Source organism: Streptomyces sp. S.PB5 (genome assembly GCF_030403745.1).
In the GTDB taxonomy this organism is placed as follows: domain Bacteria; phylum Actinomycetota; class Actinomycetes; order Streptomycetales; family Streptomycetaceae; genus Streptomyces.
In genome coordinates this window covers 387,405-408,641 of the sequence record NZ_JAQMWP010000008.1, presented here as the reverse complement: position 1 = coordinate 408,641, position 21,237 = coordinate 387,405, and the positions used below count along the sequence as shown (strand labels likewise).

The following is a 21,237-nucleotide window of genomic DNA, read 5'->3' as shown; positions in this document are numbered from 1 at the left end:
GGGAGCCGATGGACCAGCCGCCCGCCACGGAGTCACAACCGGAGGGCGACGGTGACAGCGCCGGTGCACAGGAGCGCGCCGGTGTGGAGGACAGCGTCATCCACACCCGCGCCCTCACCAAGCGCTACCGCGGCGGGCAGCTCGCCGTCGACGGTCTCGACCTGACCGTCCCGACGGGCAGCGTCTTCGGCTTCCTCGGCCCGAACGGCTCCGGCAAGACCACCACCATCCGCATGCTGATGGGCCTCATCGAGCCCACCTCCGGCACGGCACGGGTGCTCGGCCGCCCCATGCCCCGCTCGTCCCGCGCGGTACTCCCGCACGTCGGTGCGCTCATCGAGGGCCCCGCCCTCTACGGCTTCCTCTCCGGCCGCGACAACCTCCTCCGCTACGACGCCGCCGACCCGACCGCCGACCCGCGCACCCGGCGGGCCCGCGTCGCGGCCGCGCTGGACCGGGTGGGCCTCGCGGCCGCCGCGGGCAAGAAGGCGAAGGCGTACTCGCTGGGCATGAAGCAGCGGCTGGGGCTGGCCGCGGCCCTGCTCCAGCCCCGCAAGCTGCTCGTCCTCGACGAGCCGACCAACGGGCTCGACCCCCAGGGAATGCGCGAAATCCGTTCCCTGGTACGGGAGTTGGCCTCGGACGGTACGACCGTCTTCCTCTCCTCGCATCTGCTGGACGAGATCGAGCAGGTCTGCACGCATGCGGCGGTGATGGCCCAGGGGCGGCTGATCACCCAGGGCCCGGTGGCGGAGCTGGCGGCGGGGGCGCGGGGACGGCTGGTGGTGACGACCCCGGACACGGGGGACGCGGCGCGGGTGCTGAAGGAGCAGGGCGCCTCGGACGTCGTCATCACCGAGGACCGGGTGACCGCGGAGCCGCCCGAGCGTGAACTGGCGGATCTGAACGCCGCGTTGGTGAAGGCGGGCGTCCGGGTTCGGGGCTTCGGGGTCGAACGGGCCTCGCTGGAGGACGCGTTCGTGGCGCTGACGGGGGAGGGCTTCGATGTCGCAGGTTGAAACGGCGGGCAGAGTCAGCCCGTTGTGGACCTTCGGACTGTTCCGGAGCGAGCTGCTCACCACCCTCCGCCGCTGGCGCACCCTCGCTCTGCTCGGCGTCCTCGCGGCCGTACCGATCCTCGTCGGTGTCGCGGTGAAGATCGAGACCGGCGACGGCGGCGGCGTCGGCTCCGGCGGGGGCGGCGGCGGAGGCCCGGCGTTCATCTCGCAGATCACCAACAACGGCCTGTTCCTGGTCTTCACGGCCCTCGCCGCGACGCTTCCCTTCTTCCTCCCCATGGCCGTGGGTGTCGTCGCGGGCGACGCGATCGCCGGCGAGTCGAGTGCCGGCACCCTCCGCTATCTCCTCGTCGCCCCGGCCGGCCGTACCCGTCTGCTTCTCACCAAGTACGCGACGGTGATGGCCTTCTGCCTGCTCGCCACCCTCGTGGTCGCGGTCTCGGCACTGACGGTGGGCGCGCTGCTCTTCCCGCTGGGGGACCTGGTCACCATCTCCGGTACGAGGATCAGCTTCGCGGAGGGCCTGGGCCGGGCCTTCCTGATCGCCCTGGTCGTCGCCGCGTCACTGACCGGAGTGGCGGCGCTCGGCCTGTTCGTGTCCACCCTGACCGGCAGCGGGATCGCGGCGATGGCGACGACGGTCGGCCTGCTCATCACCGTCCAGATCCTCGACCAGATCCCCCAGCTCCATGCGATCCAGCCGTACTTCTTCTCCCACTACTGGCTGTCCTTCGCCGACCTCATGCGCGAACCGGTTTACTGGGACGACCTCCAGAAGAACCTCGGCCTCCAGGCCCTGTACGCGGGGGTGTTCGGCTCGGCGGCGTGGGCGAGGTTCGCGGCGAAGGACATCACGGCCTGAGCACTCCGCGGGAGCCGGATGTGCTCAACGGCCCTCCCGTCACCGGATGTCGTACGGGAAGCGCGCGAGCGGCGCCTCCTGCGCGAAGAAGGTCTTCGCGCGCGCCAGTGCCTCCGTGTCGTTCAGTACGTCGCCCGGCTTGCTGCCGTTGCCGAGGAGGACGCCGCCGAAGTGCATCTCCATGTACGCAGCGGAGTTGTTGAGGGTGCCGATCAGCGGGTCGGCGACCGCGAACTCCTCGTGCGCGAGGGCGGTGACGCCCCAGAGTGTGCGGCCCGCGAGCGTGGCCTTGAAGTCGACGCCGGGGGTGCGCAGCCAGCCGGACCAGTAGTCGAGGTAGCGCTTGGTGGTCGCGGACACGGAGTACCAGTACAGCGGGGACGCGATCACGATGTCCGTCGCCGCGAGCGTGGCGTCCAGGAGGAGGCCGGTGTTGCCGTCGGTCGGGCGGACGTGGTCGCTGTCGTGGCGCAGGTCCTCGAAGTCGGGCAGCGGGTGCTCGTCGAGGTCGATCCACTGCTGCTCGACGTCCTCGGCCAGTTGCTCGGCCGCCTTGCGTGCCAGCAGCTCGGTGTTGCCGTCGGTGCGGCTGCTGCCGAGCACGAACAGGAAACGGCGTGTCATGGAAACCCCCAGGTGATGGACTTCGTACGCCGATTATATGCGCATGCAAGTATCTGTCGAGGGAGATCTCTGTCTCGGTAGATCTCTGTCTCAGCGCGAGCGGCCCATGAGGCGGCACAGGGACTCGGTCTCGCGCGGCGGATGGCCGCTGAGGTCGCCCAGGCGCCAGGCGGGGACCCAGGGCACGCGGTACACGTCGATCACCGACTCGATCACCTTGATGCGCTGGGCGAGCGGCTTCGGCAGCCGGCCCGGGGCGTCCGCGACGAGCACGACGGCGTCGAGATCGAGGCCGCGCGGAGCCTCACCGCGGCGGAACACTTCCAGGGTGCGCAGGACGGCCGCGAGGCCGGAGGCGTGCGTGCGGGCGACGAGCAGCACCGACGGGGGCGCGTCGGGGGCGGGCCACTCGCGGCCGCAGTCATGGCCGCCGTAGACGACGGAGAGGGTGGAGACACCGGCGCCGCCGTGCGTACCGACGAAGGAGAAGCGGCGGGTGGAGGCCACGGCGTGGGCGGCGGCCCCCGGCGGATCTTCCGGGAGGGCGACCGGCCCACGGACCCAGATCTCCGGCCCCTGCCTCCGCACCGCCCCCTGCCCCTGCCCCTGCTCCACGTACGCTCTCCTTCTCCTCGGCGTCCCCGCGCCGGCCTGGGACGAGCCTGTGACGCCACGGTGACGTGAGAACCGTGAGCGAGCGGAGAGACTACTCAACAGTACGTGTACGACCGGCTCTTGATGCCGGGGAAGTGAGAGGCGGGCGGCCGATGGGGGCACCATGGAACATGAACACGCCGTCCACCCACTCCCCGACGGATCCGAGTGAGGGAACGATGTCGCGACTCAGCCGCGAGAAGCGGGAGCAGAAGGACGCCGGTGCCCCGGTACTCGCGGCGGCCCCGATCGACGTCCTCGTCGGTGAGGGGGGCGCGTCGGTGGGCGGCGTACCGGTGTCGGCCGTTCCGGGCGAGGAGATCCAGCACACCGTCCTGAACCACCTCCAGCGCATCGCCGTCGCCACCGGCCACCCCGTCCACGCCACCGTCCACGACGACCGCATCGGCTATGTCGTCGCCCTGCGCATCGAGAGCAACGGTGCCAGCCAGTTCACGGCGGAGCCGGTACCGACGGCTCCGCCGGGGGAGCGGGGCGAGGCGCAGCACCCGACCTCACCCGTCGCGCTGCCCGCCGCGTCCGCCGCCGGGCCGGAGCTGCCGTCCGGGCCTGTCGCTTTGGCGCATGGAGTGCATGGAGTGCATGGAGCGCATAGGGCTTCCGCGCACGGGGCTTCCGGGGCGCTGGGGGCGGCCGGGGACGCCGCGGCTTCCGCGCCGGGCGCTGCCCAGCGGCACGCGCCCGCAGCCCCCGCCCCCTCCACGCCCGCCCCCTCCACGCCCGGAGCCGCCGAGTCGGTCGAGGGTTTCCCACCACACCCTGCGGTGGGAGGCCCCGTGCCGCCGGAGTCGTCCGCCCGGCCGGGAGCGCCCGGAGCCGACGGGGCCTTCGCGCCGCAGTCCGCGGAGGGAACCCCCGCGCCACCGCAGTCCTCGGTCACGCCCCGCACCACCTGGCCCGCGCCCCCGTCCGACCCGTCGGGCACGCCGGGTGCGGCCGAGTCGACCTGGGACGACGTACCTCCCGCCCAGCTGGAGGAGACGCCCGAGCCCGCCGACCAGCCCCACCCCGACCAGCCCCACCGGGACAAGCCCACCCACCTCCTCCGCCAGACCCCCGAACCCCCCACCTTCCCGATCCGGGCCGTGCCGGACCCGGCGGGGCAGGAGCCGCGGGACGCCGTGCCGACGTTCCGGCTGCGGGCGGTACCGGAGTGGGTGGCGGACGCGGTGCCGGGGACGGTCGCGCCGCCGACGGGACAGTTCGGCCCACCGCCGGTGATGGACGCACCGGCGACGGACGTACACCCGGCGGACGCATCGGCAAACGCACCGGCGCCGGAAACCGGGGAGCAGCCCGTGACCGCTCCCGCCTCGACGCAGACGCCCGCTCCCGTACCGCCCCCCGCCTCCCTGTCCGTGGCCGCGCCCGCTCCGAAGCCCGCCGTCGACTACTCCAGCGCCCGTCTCGACGACCCCGACCCCAAGCCCACTCCGCCACGCGGGTTCGACGCCGTGGCCGAGGCCGTGCTCGGAGATGACCCGGCGACCGCCTATGACGGCGGCGGCAGTGTGTTTCTCGCCGGGCCGATGGCGCGGATCAACGAGGCGGTGAAGTCGGGGCGGATAGCGGAGGCCGCGCGGCTCGCGGAGGAGACGGTCGTCGAGGCGTCCCGGGCGCTCGGGGGCGAGCACCCCGAGGTGCTGAGGCTGCTCGAACTCACCGCGTACATCGCCTATTTGGCCGACGACCCCGTCCGCGCCTTCGGGCTCTCGCTCGATCTGGCCCGGATCCGCCACCGCGCGAGGGACGCAGAGGCCGCGTACGGCAACGTCCAGAGCGCGGCGACCGCCTGGCGTGCCGTACGCGACCCGGAGCAGGGTCTGCGGATGGGGGTCGAACTCATCGGACTGTGGACCGAGTTGACGATGGAGGACGGGCCGGCCGTGGAGGACGCCGAGCAACTCGAGTCCGCCCGGACGCGGATGGGACGGCTCGCCGAACGCGCCCGGAAGCTCAACTCCTAGCCGCGGCGGGCCAGGTGACCCCCTGGACGTCCCAGGCCTCCTGGCCCCCCGGACTCCTGGGCCTCCTGGCCCCCGGACTCCTGGGCCTTTCTAGGACGACAGCTCCCACACCGCGTACGCCGCCGCGTCACTGTTCCGGTCCAGCGCCGTGTCGTTGATGTTCGACGTCGTGTCGCAGGACGAGTGGTAGCAGCGGTCGAACGCCGTGCCCGACGTACCGCCCCACTTCGCCGCCTGCGCCGCCGTCTTCGTACGGCTCGCCCCCGTGAACAGCCCGCCCACCGGCACCCCCGCGCTCTTGAACGGCGCGTGGTCGGAGCGGCCGTCGCCCTCGGTCTCGATCTCCGTCGGGACGCCGAGGCCGGTGAAGTAGTCCTTGAAGGTCTTCTCGATCGCCGGGTCGTCGTCGTAGACGAAGTACCCGGGGTTGGGCGAGCCGATCATGTCGAAGTTGAGATAGCCGCTGATCTTCGCGCGGTTCGCCGAGGACAGGTTGTTGACGTAGTAGCGGGAGCCGACGAGCCCCAGCTCCTCCGCGCCCCACCAGGCGAACCGCAGATGTTTGGTGGGCTGGTACCCGGCTCTCGACACGGCGAGCGCGGTCTCCAGGACCGCCGCCGAACCGGACCCGTTGTCGTTGATGCCGGCTCCGGACGTGACGCTGTCCAGGTGCGAGCCGGCCATGACGACCTGGTTGGTGTCACCGCCCGGCCAGTCGGCGATCAGGTTGTAGCCGACGCGGCTGGAGGACGTGAACTGCTGGATGGTCGTGGTGTACCCGGCGGCGTCCAGCTTGGCCTTCACATAGTCGAGCGAGGCCCGGTAACCGGCCCGCCCGTGCGCCCGGTTGCCGCCGTTGGCCGTGGCGATGGACTGCAGCTGGGTGAGGTGGGCCTTGACGTTCGCCACGGGTATGTCGGGCGCGGCGGCGATGCTCACGTCGGGCGCGGGTGCGGCACCGGCTATGGATCCGCCGGTCAGCAGCATGACGGCGGTGATGAGACCGGCCGTCGAGGCACGCCCGGAAACGGAGAGCTTCATGGTGGGGGGCTCCGAATTCCTCGGGAATCACAGGGATTCCACAGCGAATGGGGTGCCTGGATGGTGAAGCTGTGACTAACTCTCCGTCAAGAGCGGTATCAGGACAGGGAGTTCGTATTCCGGACCGGCCGGCGCTCCCGGGGCCGGACCGTCCCTCCGGGGCCGGACCGTCCCTCTGGGAGCGGGACCGCCCCTAGTGCACACAGAACTCATTGCCCTCCGGGTCCGTCATCACGACCCACTGCCCCGAGGGTTCCTTGACCTCCCGCACCACACTCGCGCCGAGCCCGGTGAGCCGCTCGACCTCGGCATCCCGTTCCCCCTCACCCGGATGCAGATCCAGATGCAGCCGGTTCTTCACCGACTTCTCCTCCGGCACCCGCTGGAACAGCAGCCGCCGCCCGAGCCCGGTCCCACTGCCCTCGTCGTACGGATCGTCCGGATGCCGTACGGCGACCAGGTCCCGGAAGGCGAGCCGGGCGTGGAACTCGACGGTGGCCTCGCGGGGGAGGGCGCCGAGCTCCAGCAGGCGCTGGATGAGGGCGTCGTTGTCCTCGACCTCGTAGTGCAGTGCGGCGGCCCAGAAGTCGGCCTGGGCCTGCGGGTTGCCGGCGTCGATGACGAGTTTCCAGTGAACGGGTGCGGGCGCTGATGCAGTCATGCGGCCACTTATAGCGGCTCTCCAGGCCAACGCCCGTCCTAAATGGCCCCGGCCGCCCGCCGGTCACCCGTCTCGTGCCCGTCGCGTACCTCCCGCCGGTCACCCGTCTCCTGCCCGTCGCGTACCTCCCGCCGGTCGTACTCCTCCCGCGCCGCCACGATCTCCCCCTGATGCGTCTCCGTCCACGTCACCAGCGACTGGATGGTCGCGTGCAACGTCCCGCCCAGCGGCGTCAGTTCGTACTCGACCCGCGGCGGCACCACCGGATGCACGGTCCGCTTCACCAGCCCGTCCCGCTCCAGTTGCCGCAGGGTGACCGTCAGCATGCGCTGGCTGATCCCGTCGATCTCCCGTCGTAGTTCGGTGAACCGCAGCCGCCGGTTCTCCAGCAGGGCGATGACGAGGAGGGACCATTTGTCGGCGATGCGGTCGAGGATCTGCCTCACCTGACAGTCCTCGCGGGTGTCCCATTGGAAGGGATCGGCGTCGCCATAGTCCACGGTGCTCTCGCAGTAACCGGGTGACTTCGAAGTGCCTTCTTCCATGGCCGTCGATGCTGCCGGAGGCTGGGGGTGGTTACAAGAGGGAACCGACCCTCACCCGCGTAACCACCCTCCATTCCCCAACCCTGGAGCACTGCCATGGGCACGCGCGCGTGGGCGCTGTTACTCGTCCTCTGCGGAACGATCTTCCTGGAGGGCGCCGACATCGCCATGATGGCGATCGCGATCCCGTCGATCAGATCCGACCTAGGACTCGCGACGGACACCGCGGCCTGGGTGATGAGCTCTTACGTCCTCGGCTACGCCGGCTTCACCCTCCTCGGCGGCCGCGCCGCCGACCTGCTCGGCCGCCGCCGGATGTTCCTGCTCTGGCTGGCGGTCTTCCTCGCCTTCTCCGGCCTCGGCGGCTTCGCGACCGAGGGCTGGATGCTGGTCGTCGCCCGCTTCGTCACCGGAATGGCCGCCGCGTTCATGACCCCGGCCGCCCTGTCCCTGATCACGACCTCGTACGAGAGGGGCCCGCAACGCGACAAGGCCCTCCTCGTGTACGCCGGCACCGCCGCCGGCGGCTTCTCGCTCGGCCTGGTGATCGGCGGCCTGCTGACCTCGCTGGGCTGGCGCTGGGTGTTCTTCGCCCCGGTCCTGATGGCGGCCGCGCTGCTGGCGGCAGCGGTACGGCTGATCCCGCACCAGGACGGACAGCTCGCGCACACCGGCCTACGCGGCTTCGACCTCCCGGGCGCGATCACCGTCGCCGGCGCCATGCTGCTGGCCGCCTACACCGTCGTACGACTGGAACACGACCTGGACGACTGGCCGCTCACGGCGGCGTCGGCGCTCGCGGCGCTCGTGCTCGCCGTGCTCTTCGTGGCCGTCGAACGCCGTTGCCCGAACCCGCTGGTCCGGCTCGGGATCCTGCGCGAGGGGCCTGTGGCGCGGGCCAATCTCGGCATGCTGCTGTTCGTCGGGGCCTTCTTCGGCTTCCAGTTCGTGGTGACGCTGTACCTGCAGGAACTGCGCGGCTGGTCGGCGCTCCAGACCGCGATCGCCCTGGTGATCATGGGCTGCGACGCCGTGCTGGCGCCCACCCTCACCCCGCGCCTGGTGGCCCGCTTCGGGCACGCGCGCGTGGTCGTCGCCGGGTTCGTGCTGGCGGTGGCGGCGTACGGGCTCTTCCTGCCGGTCGGCATGGACTGGCCGTATCTCGCGATGCTGCCGACACTGTTCGTCGCGGGCACCGCCTTCGCGCTGGCCTACGGGCCGCTGACGATCGCGGCGACCGAGCGGGTGGGCGACGCCGAGCAGGGGCTGGCGAGCGGGCTGCTGCACACGTCGTCGCAGTTCGGCTCGGCGATCGGGATCTCGGCGGTGACGGCCGTCTACGGCTTGGCGTCGACCGGATCGGCAGCGACGGGATCGGCGTCGAGCGGATCGACGGGTCCCGAGGAGACGCTCTCCGCATTTCGAACGGCGCTTGTGGTGCCCGTCGCGATGGTGGCGGCCGGCCTGCTGATCTCCATCCTGGCCCTGCGTGCCGTACGCAGGGCGTCCCAGGTGAGCAGCGACAGCGCCAGCCAGACCAGCGCGAAGCCCGCCCAGCGCTCGGGCGGCATGGCCTCGCCGAAGTAGAGGACACCGAGCAGGAACTGGAAGACCGGCGCGAGGTACTGCAGCAGACCGAGGGTGGAGAGCGGCACGCGGATCGCGGCGGCCCCGAAGCAGACGAGGGGCAGCGCGGTGACGAGTCCGGTCCCGGCGAGGAGGACGGTGTGCCCGGCGCCCTCGGTGAGGAAGGTGGCGTCGCCCTGGGACCCGAGCCATGCCAGATACCCGAGCGCGGGCAGGAACTGGATGGCGGTCTCGGCGGCCAGCGACTCCAGCCCGCCGAGGTTGACCTTCTTCTTCACCAGCCCGTAGGTGGCGAAGGAGAAGGCGAGGATGAGCGAGATCCAGGGCGGTCGCCCGTACCCGACGGCCAGCACGACCACGGCCCCCGCCCCCACGCCGACGGCCGCCCACTGCACGGGCCGCAGCCGCTCCTTCAGCAGCAGCACGCCCATCGCGATGGTGACCAGGGGGTTGATGAAGTAACCGAGCGAGGCCTCGACGACCCGGTCGTTGTTCACGGCCCAGATGTAGACGCCCCAGTTGACGGCGATCACGGTCGCGGCGACCGTCACGAGCGCCAGCCGCCGTGGCTGCCGCAGCAGCTCCCCGGCCCACCGCCACCGCCGCAGGACGACCAGCGCGAGCGCCACGACGACGAAGGACCAGGCCATCCGATGCGCGAGCACCTCGCCGGGCCCGGCGGGCTTGAGCAACGGGAAGTACAGGGGGAACAGCCCCCACATCCCATACGCGGCGAACCCGTTCAGCAGTCCTATGTGCCGCTCGCCCCTCGGCTTCCCGCTCACGGGCCCTCCTTCGCGCGTCATGGTGCCCGCACGAAGGTAGCGCCGAGAGCCCCCGGCTGTCATGCCCGTATCGCCATACGGTCATGACAGCCGGGGGCTGGGGCACCCAAAGGCCTCAGGGGGGAGTGTCAGCCCTTGAGTGCGGCCGTGATCGCCTCGGACAGCGGGGTCGTCGGCCGGCCGGCCAGCCGGGCAAGGTCGCCGGAGGTGACGACCAGCTGACCCTCGGCTATCGAGGCGTCGACGCCCGCGAAGACGGCGGCCATCGGCGCGGGCAGCCCGGCGCCGACCAGGATGCCGGTGTACTCCTCGACCGAGACCGAGTTGTAGACGATCTCCTTGCCGGTCTGCTCGCTGAGCTGCGCCGCGTACTCCGCGAAGCTCCACGCCTCGTCGCCGCCGAGCTCGTACGTCTGGTTCTCGTGACCCTCGCCGGTCAGTACGGCGACGGCGGCGGCCGCGTAGTCGGCGCGCGAGGCGGAGGAGACCCGGCCCTCACCGGCGGCCTGGGTGACGGCGCCGTACTGCAGGACGGGGGCGAGGTTCTCGGTGTAGTTCTCGTGGTACCAGCCGTTGCGCAGCAGGGTGTACGGCAGACCGGAGGCGAGCAGCGCCTCCTCGGTACCGCGGTGGTCGTCGGCGAGCGCGGCCGTCAGGGTGCCCGGGCCGCTGGTGTAGGCGAACAGGGCGACACCGGCGGCCTTGGCGGCCTCGATGACGACCTTGTGCTGGCCCACGCGGCCCTTGTCGAACTCGTTGCCGGAGATCAGCAGCACCTTGTCGCCGGCGGCGAAGACGCTGTCGAAGCTCTCGGGGGTGTTGTAGTCGGCGACAGCGAGTTTCACGCCCTTCGCCGCAAAATCGGCACCCTTCTCCGCACTGCGGACCACGGCCGTGACCTGCTCGGCCGGCACCTTCTCCAGCAACTGCTCGACGACGTGGCGGCCCAGGTGTCCGGTGGCTCCGGTGACGACGATGCTCATGATGTGCGATCTCCTTGTGGGGTGCGTATGCACTAACCATAGGGGAAGCGCTAACTCTTCGAAAGTACCCACTTTGAAGTAAGGTACTGGTATGGCAGTAAGTGAGGGTACGGAGACGGGGACGGCATCTGAGACTGCGGCTGGGGCTGTGGTGACGGTTGGGACTGGCGCTGCGCTTGCGGCCCGGGCTGCGGCTGCGGCTGCTGCTACGGCATCGGCGGCCGGTGAGGTGATGTGCCCCTACCGTCTGGTCCTGGAACACGTCACCAGCCGCTGGGGTGTCCTGGTCCTCATCGAACTCCTGGACCGCCCGTACCGCTTCAGTGAACTCCGCCGCGCGATCGGGGGATTCGGGCGGGAGGTGAGCGAGAAGATGCTGGCCCAGACACTCCAGACGCTGGAGCGGGACGGACTGGTGCACCGGGATGCCAAGCCGGTGATTCCGCCGCGGGTGGATTACTCCCTCACCGATCTGGGGCGGGAGGCGGCGGAGCAGGTGCGGGGGCTGGCGTTGTGGACGGAGGAGCGGATGGGGGCGGTGCTGGAGGCGCGGGAGGTGTATGACGCGCGGAAAGCGGGCTCTGAGCAGGGATGATGCAGATGCGCCGAGCACTCTGGACGAATGCGGACGGCGCGCGGTGGGCACATACATGTCAGGGCGTTGGCTGACGTCAGAGGTTCGTCCACCCATGCGCCCCCTTTCCGCCTCCCTTGCCGACTTGAGTCGCCCGGCATGCTGGGGGCGGGCGCTGTGCCCACCCGCACGCCGGTCCTCGAACCGTCCGCGAGATCGTCGACCGGCAGCCGGACGCCTGACTCGGGGGTTCGCATTGGCCACACAGAATCCGGATGAGCGCAGGATCGATTCTGCGGCACGGTTGAAGACCGGCCGTGTGCGCAGGCCGTTTCCGCGCCCATTACGGCGTCAGCGTCACGAAGAGCTGCTGTTGGACGTGCTGCGTCAACTCACCTTCCTCACCGAGGAGATCAGAAACGCGAACCTGCTCCAACTGCACCGCATCGCGGCGGAGCAGGTGGACCGGGCGATGTCGGATCCCGCGCTGACGGAGGCCATGAGCACCCTTCAGGAACTTTCCGACCGAAAGCGGCGCCAGGCGCTGTTCGTCAACCGCGAGTACAGCGCGATCCTGCTCGGCCATCGCATCGGCGCCTACGGCTGGGAGGAACTTATCGGGCATCTTAGAGTATTGGCCCGCAATCCGATCTTCGCCGAGTACTGGGAGACAACTCGCGAACATCGCCGCAGCCTGCCCCGCCACTCGATGGAGGCCAGGGTGGGGGAAGCGGTCAACATCATTGTCGAGGAACTCGCCGATGGTCCGGACGAGTGGTGGGTCGTGGGCCCTGGCGAGGAGCCGGGCGCCTGACGGAGCGTCATCATCTCGTCCTGCCGTGGGCGTGTACGGCCGTGTGGCCAGTTACTTCCAACGTGTGAGATAAATCACCTTGCAGAGTGGATTGGGAAGTCATTCCCGTCCTGACGGGCAGTGATAAATAGTTGGGCCCGATGTCATCGTGTCCGGTTCCGTGGCTCCTGGGACCGGACTTCATTTATGTGGCCATAGAAAAGGGCTCCGCGTGCACAGCGAACTCCCTGCCGTCAGTGTCCTCCGCCGTATTGGCGACTCGCCCCGCCTGCGAGGGTCAATGACAGGCGAGACCTGTCCCGACCTCTTCGAGCTGAGTGACGGGAGCTTCGCGGTCATCGGTACCGATCGCACCGAGGAACTGGACGCGCTGCTTCCGGCAGATGCCGCTCGTGCCGACTATGAGCGCATTGTCGTGATCACCCGAGATACGCTTTTGCGTGCTAAGCGGGACATTCCCGACGCTTGACGCCGAGGGCCCGGATGGCGAACGCATCCGGGCCCCACGTGTACTTCTCTCCTGTCAGCCCACAACCGTCCAGGTGTCGCCCCCAGCCAACAGCGCGGCCAAATCCCCCTTGCCGTTCTGCTCGATAGCCGCATCCAGCTGATCAGCCATCTGCGTGTCATAGACCGGCCGGTCCACCGACCGGAACACCCCGATCGGCGTGTGGTGGAGGGTGTCAGGGTCGGCGAGGCGCGACAGCGCGAAGGCGGTCGTCGGAGAGGCCGAGTGGGCGTCGTGGACCAGGATCTGAGACGCGTTCTCGTCCGTCACGTCGACCACCTTGAGGTCACCGGTGACGATGTCGCGGACCACGCCGCGCGAACCGTCCGCCCCGAAGCGGATGGGCTGGCCGTGCTCCAGGCGGATCACCGCCTCCTCGGCCTGCTGCTTGTCCTTGAGTACCTCGAAGGCGCCGTCGTTGAAGATGTTGCAGTTCTGGTAGATCTCCACCAGCGCGGTGCCCGGGTGGGCGGCCGCCTGACGCAGCACCTCCGTCAGGTGCTTGCGGTCGGAGTCCACCGTCCGCGCCACGAAGGAAGCCTCCGCACCGATCGCCAGCGACACCGGGTTGAACGGGGCGTCCAGCGAACCCATCGGCGTCGACTTCGTGATCTTGCCGACTTCCGACGTCGGGGAGTACTGACCCTTCGTCAGGCCGTAGATCCGGTTGTTGAACAGCAGGATCTTCAAGTTCACGTTGCGGCGCAGGGCGTGGATCAGATGATTGCCGCCGATCGACAGCGCGTCGCCGTCCCCCGTCACCACCCACACGCTCAAGTCCCGCCGGGAGGTGGCCAGTCCGGTCGCGATCGCGGGCGCGCGGCCGTGGATCGAGTGCATGCCGTACGTGTTCATGTAGTACGGGAACCGCGACGAGCAGCCGATGCCCGAGACGAAGACGATGTTCTCCTTGGCCAGGCCCAGTTCCGGCATGAAGCCCTGCACCGCCGCCAGGATCGCGTAGTCACCGCACCCCGGGCACCAGCGCACCTCCTGATCCGACTTGAAGTCCTTCATGGACTGTCGGCCCTCGGCCTTGGGAACGAGGGAAAGCGCCTCGATCGTGCCCGTGCCTTCCGTGGACGTCTCAGCCATCGATGGCCTCCTTGAGAGCCGTGGCGAGCTGCTCAGCCTTGAACGGCATACCGTTCACCTGGTTGTACGAGTGGGCGTCGACCAGGTACTTCGCCCGGATCAGCGTGGCGAGCTGCCCGAGGTTCATCTCGGGGATCACCACTTTGTCGTAACGCTGCAGAACCGCGCCGAGATTCCGCGGGAACGGGTTGAGGTGGCGCAGATGGGCCTGCGCGATCGATTCCCCGGCCGCCCGCAACCGCCGTACCGCCGCCGTGATCGGTCCGAATGTCGACCCCCAGCCCAGCACCAGCGTCCGCGCCTCGTGCGGGTCGTCGACCTCCACATCGGGTACGTCGATGCCGTCGATCTTGGCCTGGCGGATGCGGACCATGAAATCGTGGTTGGCCGGGTCGTAGGAGATGTTGCCCGTGCCGTCCTGCTTCTCGATGCCGCCGATGCGGTGCTCGAGACCGGGGGTGCCCGGGACCGCCCACGGGCGGGCGAGGGTCTGCGGGTCCCGCTTGTACGGCCAGAACGCCTCGGTACCGTCCTCCAGGGTGTGGTTGGGGCCCTGGGCGAACTGCACGGTCAGGTCCGGGAGTTCGTCGATCTCCGGGATGCGCCACGGCTCGCTGCCGTTGGCCAGATAGCCGTCCGAGAGCAGCATCACCGGCGTGCGGTACGTCAGCGCGATCCGAGCCGCTTCCAGCGCCGCGTCGAAGCAGTCGGCCGGTGTGCACGGGGCGACGATCGGGACCGGAGCCTCGCCGTTGCGGCCGAACATGGCCTGCAGCAGGTCCGCCTGCTCGGTCTTCGTCGGCAGACCGGTGGACGGCCCGCCGCGCTGGATGTCGATCACGAGGAGGGGGAGTTCGAGGGACACCGCGAGGCCGATGGTCTCCGACTTCAGCGCCACACCCGGCCCGGACGTCGTCGTCACGGCCAGGCTGCCGCCGAACGCCGCGCCCAGCGCCGCCCCGATGCCGGCGATCTCGTCCTCCGCCTGGAAGGTCCGCACACCGAAGTTCTTGTGCCGGCTCAGCTCGTGCAGGATGTCCGAGGCCGGCGTGATCGGGTACGAGCCCAGGAACAGCGGCAGGTCCGCCTGCCGGGACGCGGTGACCAGTCCGTAGGACAGGGCTAGGTTCCCGGAGATGTTGCGGTAGGTACCGGTCGGGAACGCGGTGGCGGCCGGCGCGACCTCGTAGGAGACCGCGAAGTCCTCCGTCGTCTCACCGAAGTTCCAGCCCGCGTGGAACGCCGCCAGGTTCGCCTTCATGATCTCGGGCTTGCGTGCGAACTTCTGCTTGAGGAACTTCTCCGTGCCCTCCGTCGGCCGGTGGTACATCCACGACAAGAGGCCGAGCGCGAACATGTTCTTGCTGCGCTCGGCCTCCTTGCGACTGAGGTCGAATTCCTTGAGGGCCTCGACGGTCAGTGTGGTCAGCGGCACCGGGTGGAGGCTGTAACCGTCGAGCGAGCCGTCCTCCAGCGGCGAGGCCGCGTACCCCACTTTCTGCATCGCCCGCTTGGTGAACTCGTCCGTGTTGACGATGATCTCCGCGCCGCGCGGCAGATCGCCGATGTTGGCTTTGAGGGCGGCCGGGTTCATCGCGACGAGCACGTTGGGGGCGTCGCCGGGGGTGAGGATGTCGTGGTCGGCGAAGTGCAGCTGGAAGGACGAGACACCCGGCAGGGTTCCGGCAGGGGCCCGGATCTCGGCGGGGAAGTTGGGGAGAGTGGACAGATCGTTGCCGAAGGAGGCCGTTTCCGAAGTGAAGCGGTCACCGGTGAGCTGCATACCGTCACCCGAGTCTCCCGCGAAGCGGATGATCACCCGGTCCAGCCGGCGGACGTCCTTGGTCCCTGCCGGTTTGCGCTGCTCTCCCACGACGGCTTCGTCGGCCTGCTCCGCTGGGCTACTGACCTGGCTGGTCACTGAACTGGACCTCCCTCGAGGCGGCTGTCCGGGACGAGCCTTCCCGCAGGCCCGCCCAGGATCAACCCTACGTCCGTAAGGGTCGCCTTCCTGGGGCCAATCGCATGATGGACACCATTTTGAGACGGCCCGCCGCCCTGACTTGTCATGATTTACTCGCCCCCCGGCGCTTCCCTACAAGACGCTCCCCGCTGGCGTTCGGTTCTAGGTTCGATCGTTGATCTCTCGTGGCACTCGGGTCCCGCTCGTCGAGTCGGTCACCCGGACGGCCGACTCCCGATGGCTGACACGGCGGCAGGACGTCAGGAGTTCAGATAGGTGAGGACCGCGAGAACGCGACGGTGATCCCCGTCACTCGGGGACAGTCCCAGCTTCAGAAAGATGTTGCTGACGTGCTTCTCGACGGCACCGTCACTGACCACCAGCTGCCGCGCGATCGCCGAGTTCGTACGCCCCTCGGCCATCAGCCCCAGGACCTCCCGCTCCCGCGGGGTGAGTCCCGCGAGCACGTCCTGCTTGCGGCTGCGCCCGAGCAGCTGCGCGACGACCTCCGGGTCCAGCGCCGTACCCCCCTCGGCGACCCGCACCACGGCATCCACGAACTCACGCACCTCGGCTACCCGGTCCTTGAGCAGATAGCCGACCCCGCGACTGGACCCGGCGAGCAGTTCGGTGGCATACCGCTCCTCGACGTACTGCGACAGCACGAGCACCCCGAGTCCCGGATGCGCCTTCCGCAGCTGTACGGCGGCCCGCACCCCTTCGTCGGTATGGGTGGGCGGCATCCGCACATCCGCGACGACGACGTCCGGCAGCTCCCCCTGCGCATCCAGCTCGGTGATGGTCTTGACCAGCGCCTCCCCGTCACCCACCCCCGCGACGACGTCGTGCCCGCGGTCGGTCAGCAGCCGGGTCAGCCCTTCCCTGAGCAGAACCGAATCCTCGGCGATGACCACCCGCACCCTGTCCTCCACGATCCTCGGCCCCCCACGCCCCGACTCCGCGCCCGCCTCCCCGGCGGGCAGAGTCCAGCATTCCAGCATTCGCATCCGGCTGCGCCGGGGCAACGGGAATCAGTGGGAATCAACGGGAGCACATGCACGGCAGGGCGGCGTCCGGCGCCAGAAGGGGTGGAGGCGACCGGGTGTGCAAGGCGGCGACCACTGCATCCGTGGCGACCACTGCATCCGCGGCGATCGCTGCATCACTGAACGCCGGTCCAGGCAATCTCAGCCCGTCCGGCGTTTGAGGACGAGGCCCTTTCGGGGCCGATCGGGGGTCGGGGGAGGGGGGGCGGAGCCCCCGAGGGGGTGTCGGGGTCGAAGGGGCGGCGCCCCTGGGGACGGGAACGGGTAAGGGCGGCGGGGGCGAAAAGGCCCCGCCGCCCCGCCACACTGGCGCCCCCGCCACCCCGGTCTCTCCCCCAGGCCCCGCCCCCCGGAGAGCCGTCACCCCAACGCCCGCTCCGCCCGCCAAGGCAACTCCGCGGTAACCCGGGTAGGTCCCCCGACCGGCGAATCCACCACCAGAATCCCGTCCACCGCATCCAGCCGCTCCGCCAGCCCGGCCAGCCCGGACCCCGCAGCCGTGTCGGCGCCCCCGACCCCGTTGTCCACGACCTGCAGCATCAGCCGGTTCTCCACCCGCCACACATCCACCGCCGCCCAGGTCGCCCGCGAATGCTTGCTGATGTTCTGCAACAGCTCGGAGACGGTGAAGTACGCGATCCCCTCGATCGCCGGCGCCGGCCGCTCCGCCAGCTCCACCTCCACCTGCACCGGCACGGTGCACCGGGACGCCACCGCCGACAACGCCGCGTCCAGCCCCCGGTCCGTGAGCACCGCCGGATGGATCCCCCGAGCCAGATCCCGCAGCTCCTGAAGCGCCGTCTTCACCTCGCCGTGCGCCTCGTCGACCATCCGGGCCGCGGCCTCCGGGTCCTCGACGAGCTTCTCCTTCGCCAGCCCCAGATCCATGGCCAGCGCGACCAGCCGAGCCTGCGCCCCGTCATGCAGATCCCGCTCGATCCGCCGCAGGTCCGCAGCCGCCGTATCGACCACGACCCCGCGGTCGGACTCCAGCTCCACCACCCGCGTGGCCAGCCGGGACGGGCCGAGCAGCCCGTGCACCATCACCCGGTCCACCATCGTCAGCGCCCGCACGATCCACGGCGTGGCCAGCGTGAACAGCAGCCCCACCAGCGCGGTCACCCCGATCTCGAAGGGGTTGTCGAGATAGATGTGGTGGGTCTCGTCGCCGTACAGCTGAAGCCCGTCCTGCCCGCCGTACACCGGGAAGAGCCAGAACCACAGCGGATACGTCAGCAGCGCCCATCCGAACGCCCAGAAGTTCACGGCGACGACGAACGAGAACACCGCCCAGGGCAGATGGATCACCGAGTACAGCAGCGTCCGCCAGGAGGTGCCGCTCTTGAGCACGGCACCTATCCAGGCGAGGAATCCGTTCCCGCGCATCCGGAGCGGTTCAGGATCGGCGACCTCGAGGCCGAGCAGCCCCCGCGCCCGCATCCGCTCCAGCGCCCCGAACCCGCGGCACCCGGCCAGCCCCGCCGCAAGCACCGGAATCCCGAGGAACGTCACCAGCAGCCCGGCCCCGATCGACACCATCGTCACGGCGTACGTGAACAGCAGGATGCTGATCGGCAGGCCCAGCAGCACATACCCGAACTCCCGCCAGGTCCGCCCCTCGAACGGCGCCCGCAGCCCCGTCGGCAGCCGGCGCCGCCGCGTCCCCTCGTCGATCTCGTCGATCTCGTCGAGGAACCCGTAGCTCTGTCCGTAGTCCGTGGCCATCGGCGTCGTCCTTCTCTCGTCGCGAGCCTGCGGTGGCGTACGCGCATCCGTGTCGCATGACGCATGTTGCATGTCGTATGTCGTACCTCCACCCTGCTGCACCGCAGGTCCGCGGACCATGGAGTCCGTCGGCGTCTTGGGAGGGGGGTTTTCCCTACCCCTGGCGGTCGTCGGGCGCCCGGTCCCGCCAGGGCAACTCGGCCGTCACCGTCGTAGGACCGCCCTGGGGCGAATCGATGACGAACAGCCCGTCGACGGCGTCGAGGCGCTCGGCGAGGCCCTGCATACCGGTGCCGCCGTCGAGGCGGGCGCCGCCACGGCCGTCGTCCCAGACCTGGATCAGCAGCCGGTCCTTCGACCGCCACACATCGACGGAGGCCGTCCGCGCCCCGCTGTGCTTGCTGACGTTCTGCAGCAGCTCCGAGACGGTGAAGTAGGCGATGCCCTCGATCGCCGCGGCCGGTCTGGCGTCCAGGTCGGCCGTCACCTTCACCGGCACCGTGCAGCGCGAGGCCACGGAGGACAGGGCGGCGTCCAGACCGCGGTCGGTGAGCACGGCGGGATGGATGCCGCGGGCGAGATCCCGCAGCTCCTGGAGCGCCAGCTTCACCTCGCCGTGCGCCTCCGCGACCATCGCCTGCGCGTACTCCGGGTCCTCCAGCAGCTTCTCCTTGGCCAGGCCGAGCCCCATGGCGAGGTTGACCAGCCGGGCCTGCGCCCCGTCGTGCAGATCCCGCTCGATCCGCCGCAGGTCGGACGCGGCCGCGTCCACCACGACCCCCCGGTCCGACTCCAGTTCGGCGATACGGCGCTCCAGCTCGTCCGAGGGCGACAACAGCCCGCGCACCATCGCCCGGTCGGCGTTGGCGAGGCCCCGCGCGATGAACGGCAGCACCGGCCACAGCACGAACAACGAGGTCAGCGTGATGGTGAAGGTGAGGATGCCCCACGGCAGCCGGATGAAGTCGTACAGGATCGTCCGCCAGCCGACCGGGTCCTTGAGCATCATCCACAGCTGCTGGAAGAAGCCCGAGTTGCCGGTCTTCAGCGGCAGCGGGCTCGGTTCGTCGATCCGCACCCCGAGCAGCGCCCGGGCCCGCGCCCGCTCCATCGCGCCCAGCTTCCGCGCGCCCATCAGCCCGGCCGCGAGCAACGGGAACCCGATCACCGTCACCGTCAGCCAGAACCCGGTGAACAGCACGGTCGTGACGTACACGAACCCGAGCAGCGCCACCGGAAGGTTGATCAGGAGATGCGCGATCTCCTTCCAGGTGTGCGCGTCATAAGCGAACCGGACCGGCGGAAGCGGCGCGGCCGGTTCGCTGTCCCGTTCCGGGAAGTGTCTGGGGCGTTCGGTCATATGGGCTAGCGTGCCGCGCCGCGCGCCGCGACGCCATGAGGCGGACCGCCGCGCTGCCCTGGGGAAAACCCCACCCCGGCATCTCAAGCCGATCTCAAGCCGTGACGGGCTGCTTACGGTCTCTTTAGCAGGCCCTAGACTCCCGTGCGTACAGATCGTCGAACAGCGGTGTCCAGTGACGTAGCGGTGTCCGCCGAGACAGCGGTGTCCAGAGATGTGCAGAGATGTACAGAGATGTTCGGTGAGTTCACAGGGAGCGAGGGGACGGACGTGCCGGAACCGACCGTCGGGTCGACCGTCGTCGTTGCGGCGGACTACTTCCAGTCGTACTCGGTCGTCGGACTGCTCGCCGTCGTCGGCGTGCTGTTCGTCGCCGTCGCCTTCGGCGCGGGCCGCCTGCTGCGCCCCGTCGTACCCACCCCCGAGAAGCTCCTGACGTACGAGTGCGGCGTCGACCCCGTCGGTGAGGGCTGGGCCCACACCCAGGTCCGCTACTACGTCTACGCCTTCCTCTACGTCATCTTCGCCGTCGACTCGATCTTCCTGTTCCCCTGGGCCACGGTCTTCGCCGCCCCCGGCTACGGCGCCACCACGCTCGTCGAGATGTTCATCTTCCTCGGCTTCCTGGCCGTGGGCCTGCTGTACGCATACAAGAAGGGCGTCCTGACATGGACGTGACGCCAGAAGTGACATCGGGAGTGACACCCGCGGTGACCTCGCCGGAGCCCGTCCTGCTCCCGGAGCCGAAGCGGCTGGGCGCACTGGCCCGCCTCGCCCCCGAGCCGATGAAGGTGGTCCTCAACTGGGGCCGCCGCTACTCCCTCTGGGTCTTCAACTTCGGCCTCGCCTGCTGCGCGATCGAGTTCATCGCCGCGTCGATGGCCCGCCACGACTTCATCCGCCTCGGCGTCATCCCCTTCGCCCCCGGGCCCCGCCAGGCCGACCTGATGGTCGTCTCGGGCACGGTCACGGACAAGATGGCCCCGGCGGTGAAGCGCCTGTACGAACAGATGCCGGAACCGAAGTACGTCATCTCCTTCGGCGCCTGCTCCAACTGCGGCGGCCCCTACTGGGACTCCTACTCCGTCACCAAGGGCGTCGACCAGATCATCCCGGTCGACGTCTACGTCCCCGGCTGCCCGCCCCGCCCCGAGGCCCTCCTCCAGGGCATCCTCAAACTCCAGGAGAAGATCGCTCGGGAGTCGCTGGGGGAGCGGTACGGGGTGAGCGGGGGGCGAGCCTCGACGGCTGCGCTGCAGAGCGGGTTGGTGAAGGGACCGGGATCGGGCCCGGCATCGGGGCAGGCTTCGGAATCGGGGCAGGCTTCGGGACCGCGGCCGCTGACGGACTCGGCTTCGGCTTCGGCTTCGGCTTTGGATTCGGATTCGGATTCGGATTCGGTT

19 protein-coding genes and 2 pseudogenes are annotated in these 21,237 nt (G+C 69.8%); 9 read left to right on the top strand and 12 right to left on the bottom strand.

Annotation, left to right across the window (positions count from 1 at the left end; all coding sequences use genetic code 11):
- Positions 1-8: 8 nt before the first annotated feature.
- Positions 9-1,019, top strand: coding sequence for an ABC transporter ATP-binding protein (locus PH203_RS23135; protein ID WP_289922320.1), 1,011 nt, complete (start codon positions 9-11; stop codon positions 1,017-1,019).
- A complete protein-coding gene (locus tag PH203_RS23130; RefSeq protein ID WP_289922318.1) occupies positions 1,006-1,881 on the top strand; it encodes an ABC transporter permease in 876 nt (291 codons plus the stop codon). Before PH203_RS23135 ends, PH203_RS23130 begins: the two co-directional genes overlap by 14 nt.
- 39 nt (positions 1,882-1,920) lie before the next feature.
- Here the strand turns inward: PH203_RS23130 and PH203_RS23125 are convergent, their stop codons facing one another.
- Together PH203_RS23125 and PH203_RS23120 are read right to left on the bottom strand one after the other, a co-directional pair.
- Entirely contained in the window at positions 1,921-2,505 is a 585-nt protein-coding gene (locus PH203_RS23125) for an NAD(P)H-dependent oxidoreductase (protein WP_289922316.1), read from the bottom strand.
- A 90-nt stretch (positions 2,506-2,595) separates the two neighbouring features.
- Positions 2,596-3,120 carry a DUF6668 family protein gene (locus PH203_RS23120; protein WP_289922314.1) on the bottom strand — a complete coding sequence of 175 codons (525 nt, stop codon included), beginning with the start codon at positions 3,118-3,120 and terminating at the stop codon, positions 2,596-2,598.
- A 218-nt stretch (positions 3,121-3,338) separates the two neighbouring features.
- Here PH203_RS23120 and PH203_RS23115 point away from each other — a divergent pair, with 218 nt between their 5' ends.
- Positions 3,339-5,147 carry a tetratricopeptide repeat protein gene (locus PH203_RS23115; protein ID WP_289922312.1) on the top strand — a complete coding sequence of 603 codons (1,809 nt, stop codon included), beginning with the start codon at positions 3,339-3,341 and terminating at the stop codon, positions 5,145-5,147.
- 90 nt (positions 5,148-5,237) lie between these two features.
- Here the strand turns inward: PH203_RS23115 and PH203_RS23110 are convergent, their stop codons facing one another.
- From PH203_RS23110 to PH203_RS23100, 3 genes are all read right to left on the bottom strand, one after another.
- Positions 5,238-6,188, bottom strand: coding sequence for a M28 family metallopeptidase (locus tag PH203_RS23110; protein ID WP_289922311.1), 951 nt, complete (start codon positions 6,186-6,188; stop codon positions 5,238-5,240).
- Positions 6,189-6,381: 193 nt separating this feature from the next.
- Positions 6,382-6,849: a VOC family protein gene (locus PH203_RS23105; RefSeq protein ID WP_289922310.1), complete on the bottom strand. Its 468-nt coding sequence runs from the start codon at positions 6,847-6,849 to the stop codon at positions 6,382-6,384.
- 38 nt (positions 6,850-6,887) lie between these two features.
- Complete coding sequence (locus tag PH203_RS23100; protein WP_289922308.1) at positions 6,888-7,394, bottom strand: helix-turn-helix domain-containing protein; 507 nt, start codon at positions 7,392-7,394, stop codon at positions 6,888-6,890.
- A 96-nt stretch (positions 7,395-7,490) separates the two neighbouring features.
- Here PH203_RS23100 and PH203_RS23095 point away from each other — a divergent pair.
- Positions 7,491-8,651 (top strand): annotated as a pseudogene (locus tag PH203_RS23095) (MFS transporter); the annotation flags it as partial.
- Positions 8,652-8,731: 80 nt separating this feature from the next.
- On the opposite strand, the gene rarD reads toward PH203_RS23095, so the two are convergent.
- The gene (gene rarD, locus PH203_RS23090) at positions 8,732-9,766 is read right to left on the bottom strand and encodes an EamA family transporter RarD (protein ID WP_354671256.1); all 1,035 of its coding nucleotides are present in this window, start codon (positions 9,764-9,766) and stop codon (positions 8,732-8,734) included.
- Between the two features lie 128 nt (positions 9,767-9,894).
- Positions 9,895-10,749, bottom strand: coding sequence for an SDR family oxidoreductase (locus tag PH203_RS23085; RefSeq protein WP_289922304.1), 855 nt, complete (start codon positions 10,747-10,749; stop codon positions 9,895-9,897).
- A gap of 232 nt (positions 10,750-10,981) precedes the next feature.
- On the opposite strand from PH203_RS23085, the gene PH203_RS23080 reads away from it, so the two are divergent.
- From PH203_RS23080 to PH203_RS23070, 3 genes are all read left to right on the top strand, one after another.
- Positions 10,982-11,344, top strand: a complete 363-nt coding sequence (locus PH203_RS23080) for a helix-turn-helix domain-containing protein (protein ID WP_289922303.1) — start codon at positions 10,982-10,984, stop codon at positions 11,342-11,344.
- A 358-nt stretch (positions 11,345-11,702) separates the two neighbouring features.
- Entirely contained in the window at positions 11,703-12,137 is a 435-nt protein-coding gene (locus PH203_RS23075) for a DUF6082 family protein (protein ID WP_289922473.1), read from the top strand.
- Positions 12,138-12,417: 280 nt separating this feature from the next.
- The gene (locus tag PH203_RS23070; protein WP_289922301.1) at positions 12,418-12,606 is read left to right on the top strand and encodes a hypothetical protein; all 189 of its coding nucleotides are present in this window, start codon (positions 12,418-12,420) and stop codon (positions 12,604-12,606) included.
- A gap of 54 nt (positions 12,607-12,660) precedes the next feature.
- Here the strand turns inward: PH203_RS23070 and PH203_RS23065 are convergent, their stop codons facing one another.
- The 5 genes from PH203_RS23065 to PH203_RS23045 all read right to left on the bottom strand — a co-directional run bounded on the left by PH203_RS23065 (position 12,661) and on the right by PH203_RS23045 (position 19,834).
- The gene (locus tag PH203_RS23065; RefSeq protein ID WP_289922298.1) at positions 12,661-13,740 is read right to left on the bottom strand and encodes a 2-oxoacid:ferredoxin oxidoreductase subunit beta; all 1,080 of its coding nucleotides are present in this window, start codon (positions 13,738-13,740) and stop codon (positions 12,661-12,663) included.
- The gene (locus PH203_RS23060) at positions 13,733-15,661 is read right to left on the bottom strand and encodes a 2-oxoacid:acceptor oxidoreductase subunit alpha (protein WP_289922296.1); all 1,929 of its coding nucleotides are present in this window, start codon (positions 15,659-15,661) and stop codon (positions 13,733-13,735) included. The genes PH203_RS23065 and PH203_RS23060 overlap by 8 nt, the downstream gene beginning before the upstream one ends.
- Positions 15,662-15,963: 302 nt before the next feature.
- Positions 15,964-16,623: a response regulator transcription factor gene (locus PH203_RS23055; protein ID WP_289922472.1), complete on the bottom strand. Its 660-nt coding sequence runs from the start codon at positions 16,621-16,623 to the stop codon at positions 15,964-15,966.
- 486 nt (positions 16,624-17,109) lie between these two features.
- Positions 17,110-18,474, bottom strand: a complete 1,365-nt coding sequence (locus PH203_RS23050; protein ID WP_289922294.1) for a sensor histidine kinase — start codon at positions 18,472-18,474, stop codon at positions 17,110-17,112.
- A 154-nt stretch (positions 18,475-18,628) separates the two neighbouring features.
- Positions 18,629-19,834, bottom strand: a complete 1,206-nt coding sequence (locus tag PH203_RS23045; RefSeq protein ID WP_289922292.1) for a sensor domain-containing protein — start codon at positions 19,832-19,834, stop codon at positions 18,629-18,631.
- A 270-nt stretch (positions 19,835-20,104) separates the two neighbouring features.
- Between PH203_RS23045 and PH203_RS23040 the strand changes: the two genes are divergently transcribed.
- Both PH203_RS23040 and PH203_RS23035 read left to right on the top strand, forming a co-directional pair.
- Complete coding sequence (locus PH203_RS23040) at positions 20,105-20,512, top strand: NADH-quinone oxidoreductase subunit A (protein ID WP_289922291.1); 408 nt, start codon at positions 20,105-20,107, stop codon at positions 20,510-20,512.
- A pseudogene (locus PH203_RS23035) lies at positions 20,503-21,123 on the top strand (NADH-quinone oxidoreductase subunit B family protein); the annotation flags it as partial. The gene PH203_RS23040 and the pseudogene PH203_RS23035, both read left to right, overlap by 10 nt.
- Between the last annotated feature and the right edge of the window lie 114 nt (positions 21,124-21,237).

Bases quoted from the DNA above. Each gene is read 5' to 3' on its own strand.
- PH203_RS23135 (WP_289922320.1), top strand. From the start codon at position 9: ATGGACCAGCCGCCCGCCACGGAGTCACAACCGGAGGGCGACGGTGAC.
- PH203_RS23130 (WP_289922318.1), top strand. From the start codon at position 1,006: ATGTCGCAGGTTGAAACGGCGGGCAGAGTCAGCCCGTTGTGGACCTTC.
- PH203_RS23125 (WP_289922316.1), bottom strand. From the start codon at position 2,505: ATGACACGCCGTTTCCTGTTCGTGCTCGGCAGCAGCCGCACCGACGGC.
- PH203_RS23115 (WP_289922312.1), top strand. From the start codon at position 3,339: ATGTCGCGACTCAGCCGCGAGAAGCGGGAGCAGAAGGACGCCGGTGCC.
- PH203_RS23110 (WP_289922311.1), bottom strand. From the start codon at position 6,188: ATGAAGCTCTCCGTTTCCGGGCGTGCCTCGACGGCCGGTCTCATCACC.
- PH203_RS23105 (WP_289922310.1), bottom strand. From the start codon at position 6,849: ATGACTGCATCAGCGCCCGCACCCGTTCACTGGAAACTCGTCATCGAC.
- PH203_RS23100 (WP_289922308.1), bottom strand. From the start codon at position 7,394: ATGGAAGAAGGCACTTCGAAGTCACCCGGTTACTGCGAGAGCACCGTG.
- PH203_RS23085 (WP_289922304.1), bottom strand. From the start codon at position 10,749: ATGAGCATCGTCGTCACCGGAGCCACCGGACACCTGGGCCGCCACGTC.
- PH203_RS23080 (WP_289922303.1), top strand. From the start codon at position 10,982: ATGTGCCCCTACCGTCTGGTCCTGGAACACGTCACCAGCCGCTGGGGT.
- PH203_RS23070 (WP_289922301.1), top strand. From the start codon at position 12,418: ATGACAGGCGAGACCTGTCCCGACCTCTTCGAGCTGAGTGACGGGAGC.
- PH203_RS23065 (WP_289922298.1), bottom strand. From the start codon at position 13,740: ATGGCTGAGACGTCCACGGAAGGCACGGGCACGATCGAGGCGCTTTCC.
- PH203_RS23050 (WP_289922294.1), bottom strand. From the start codon at position 18,474: ATGGCCACGGACTACGGACAGAGCTACGGGTTCCTCGACGAGATCGAC.
- PH203_RS23045 (WP_289922292.1), bottom strand. From the start codon at position 19,834: ATGACCGAACGCCCCAGACACTTCCCGGAACGGGACAGCGAACCGGCC.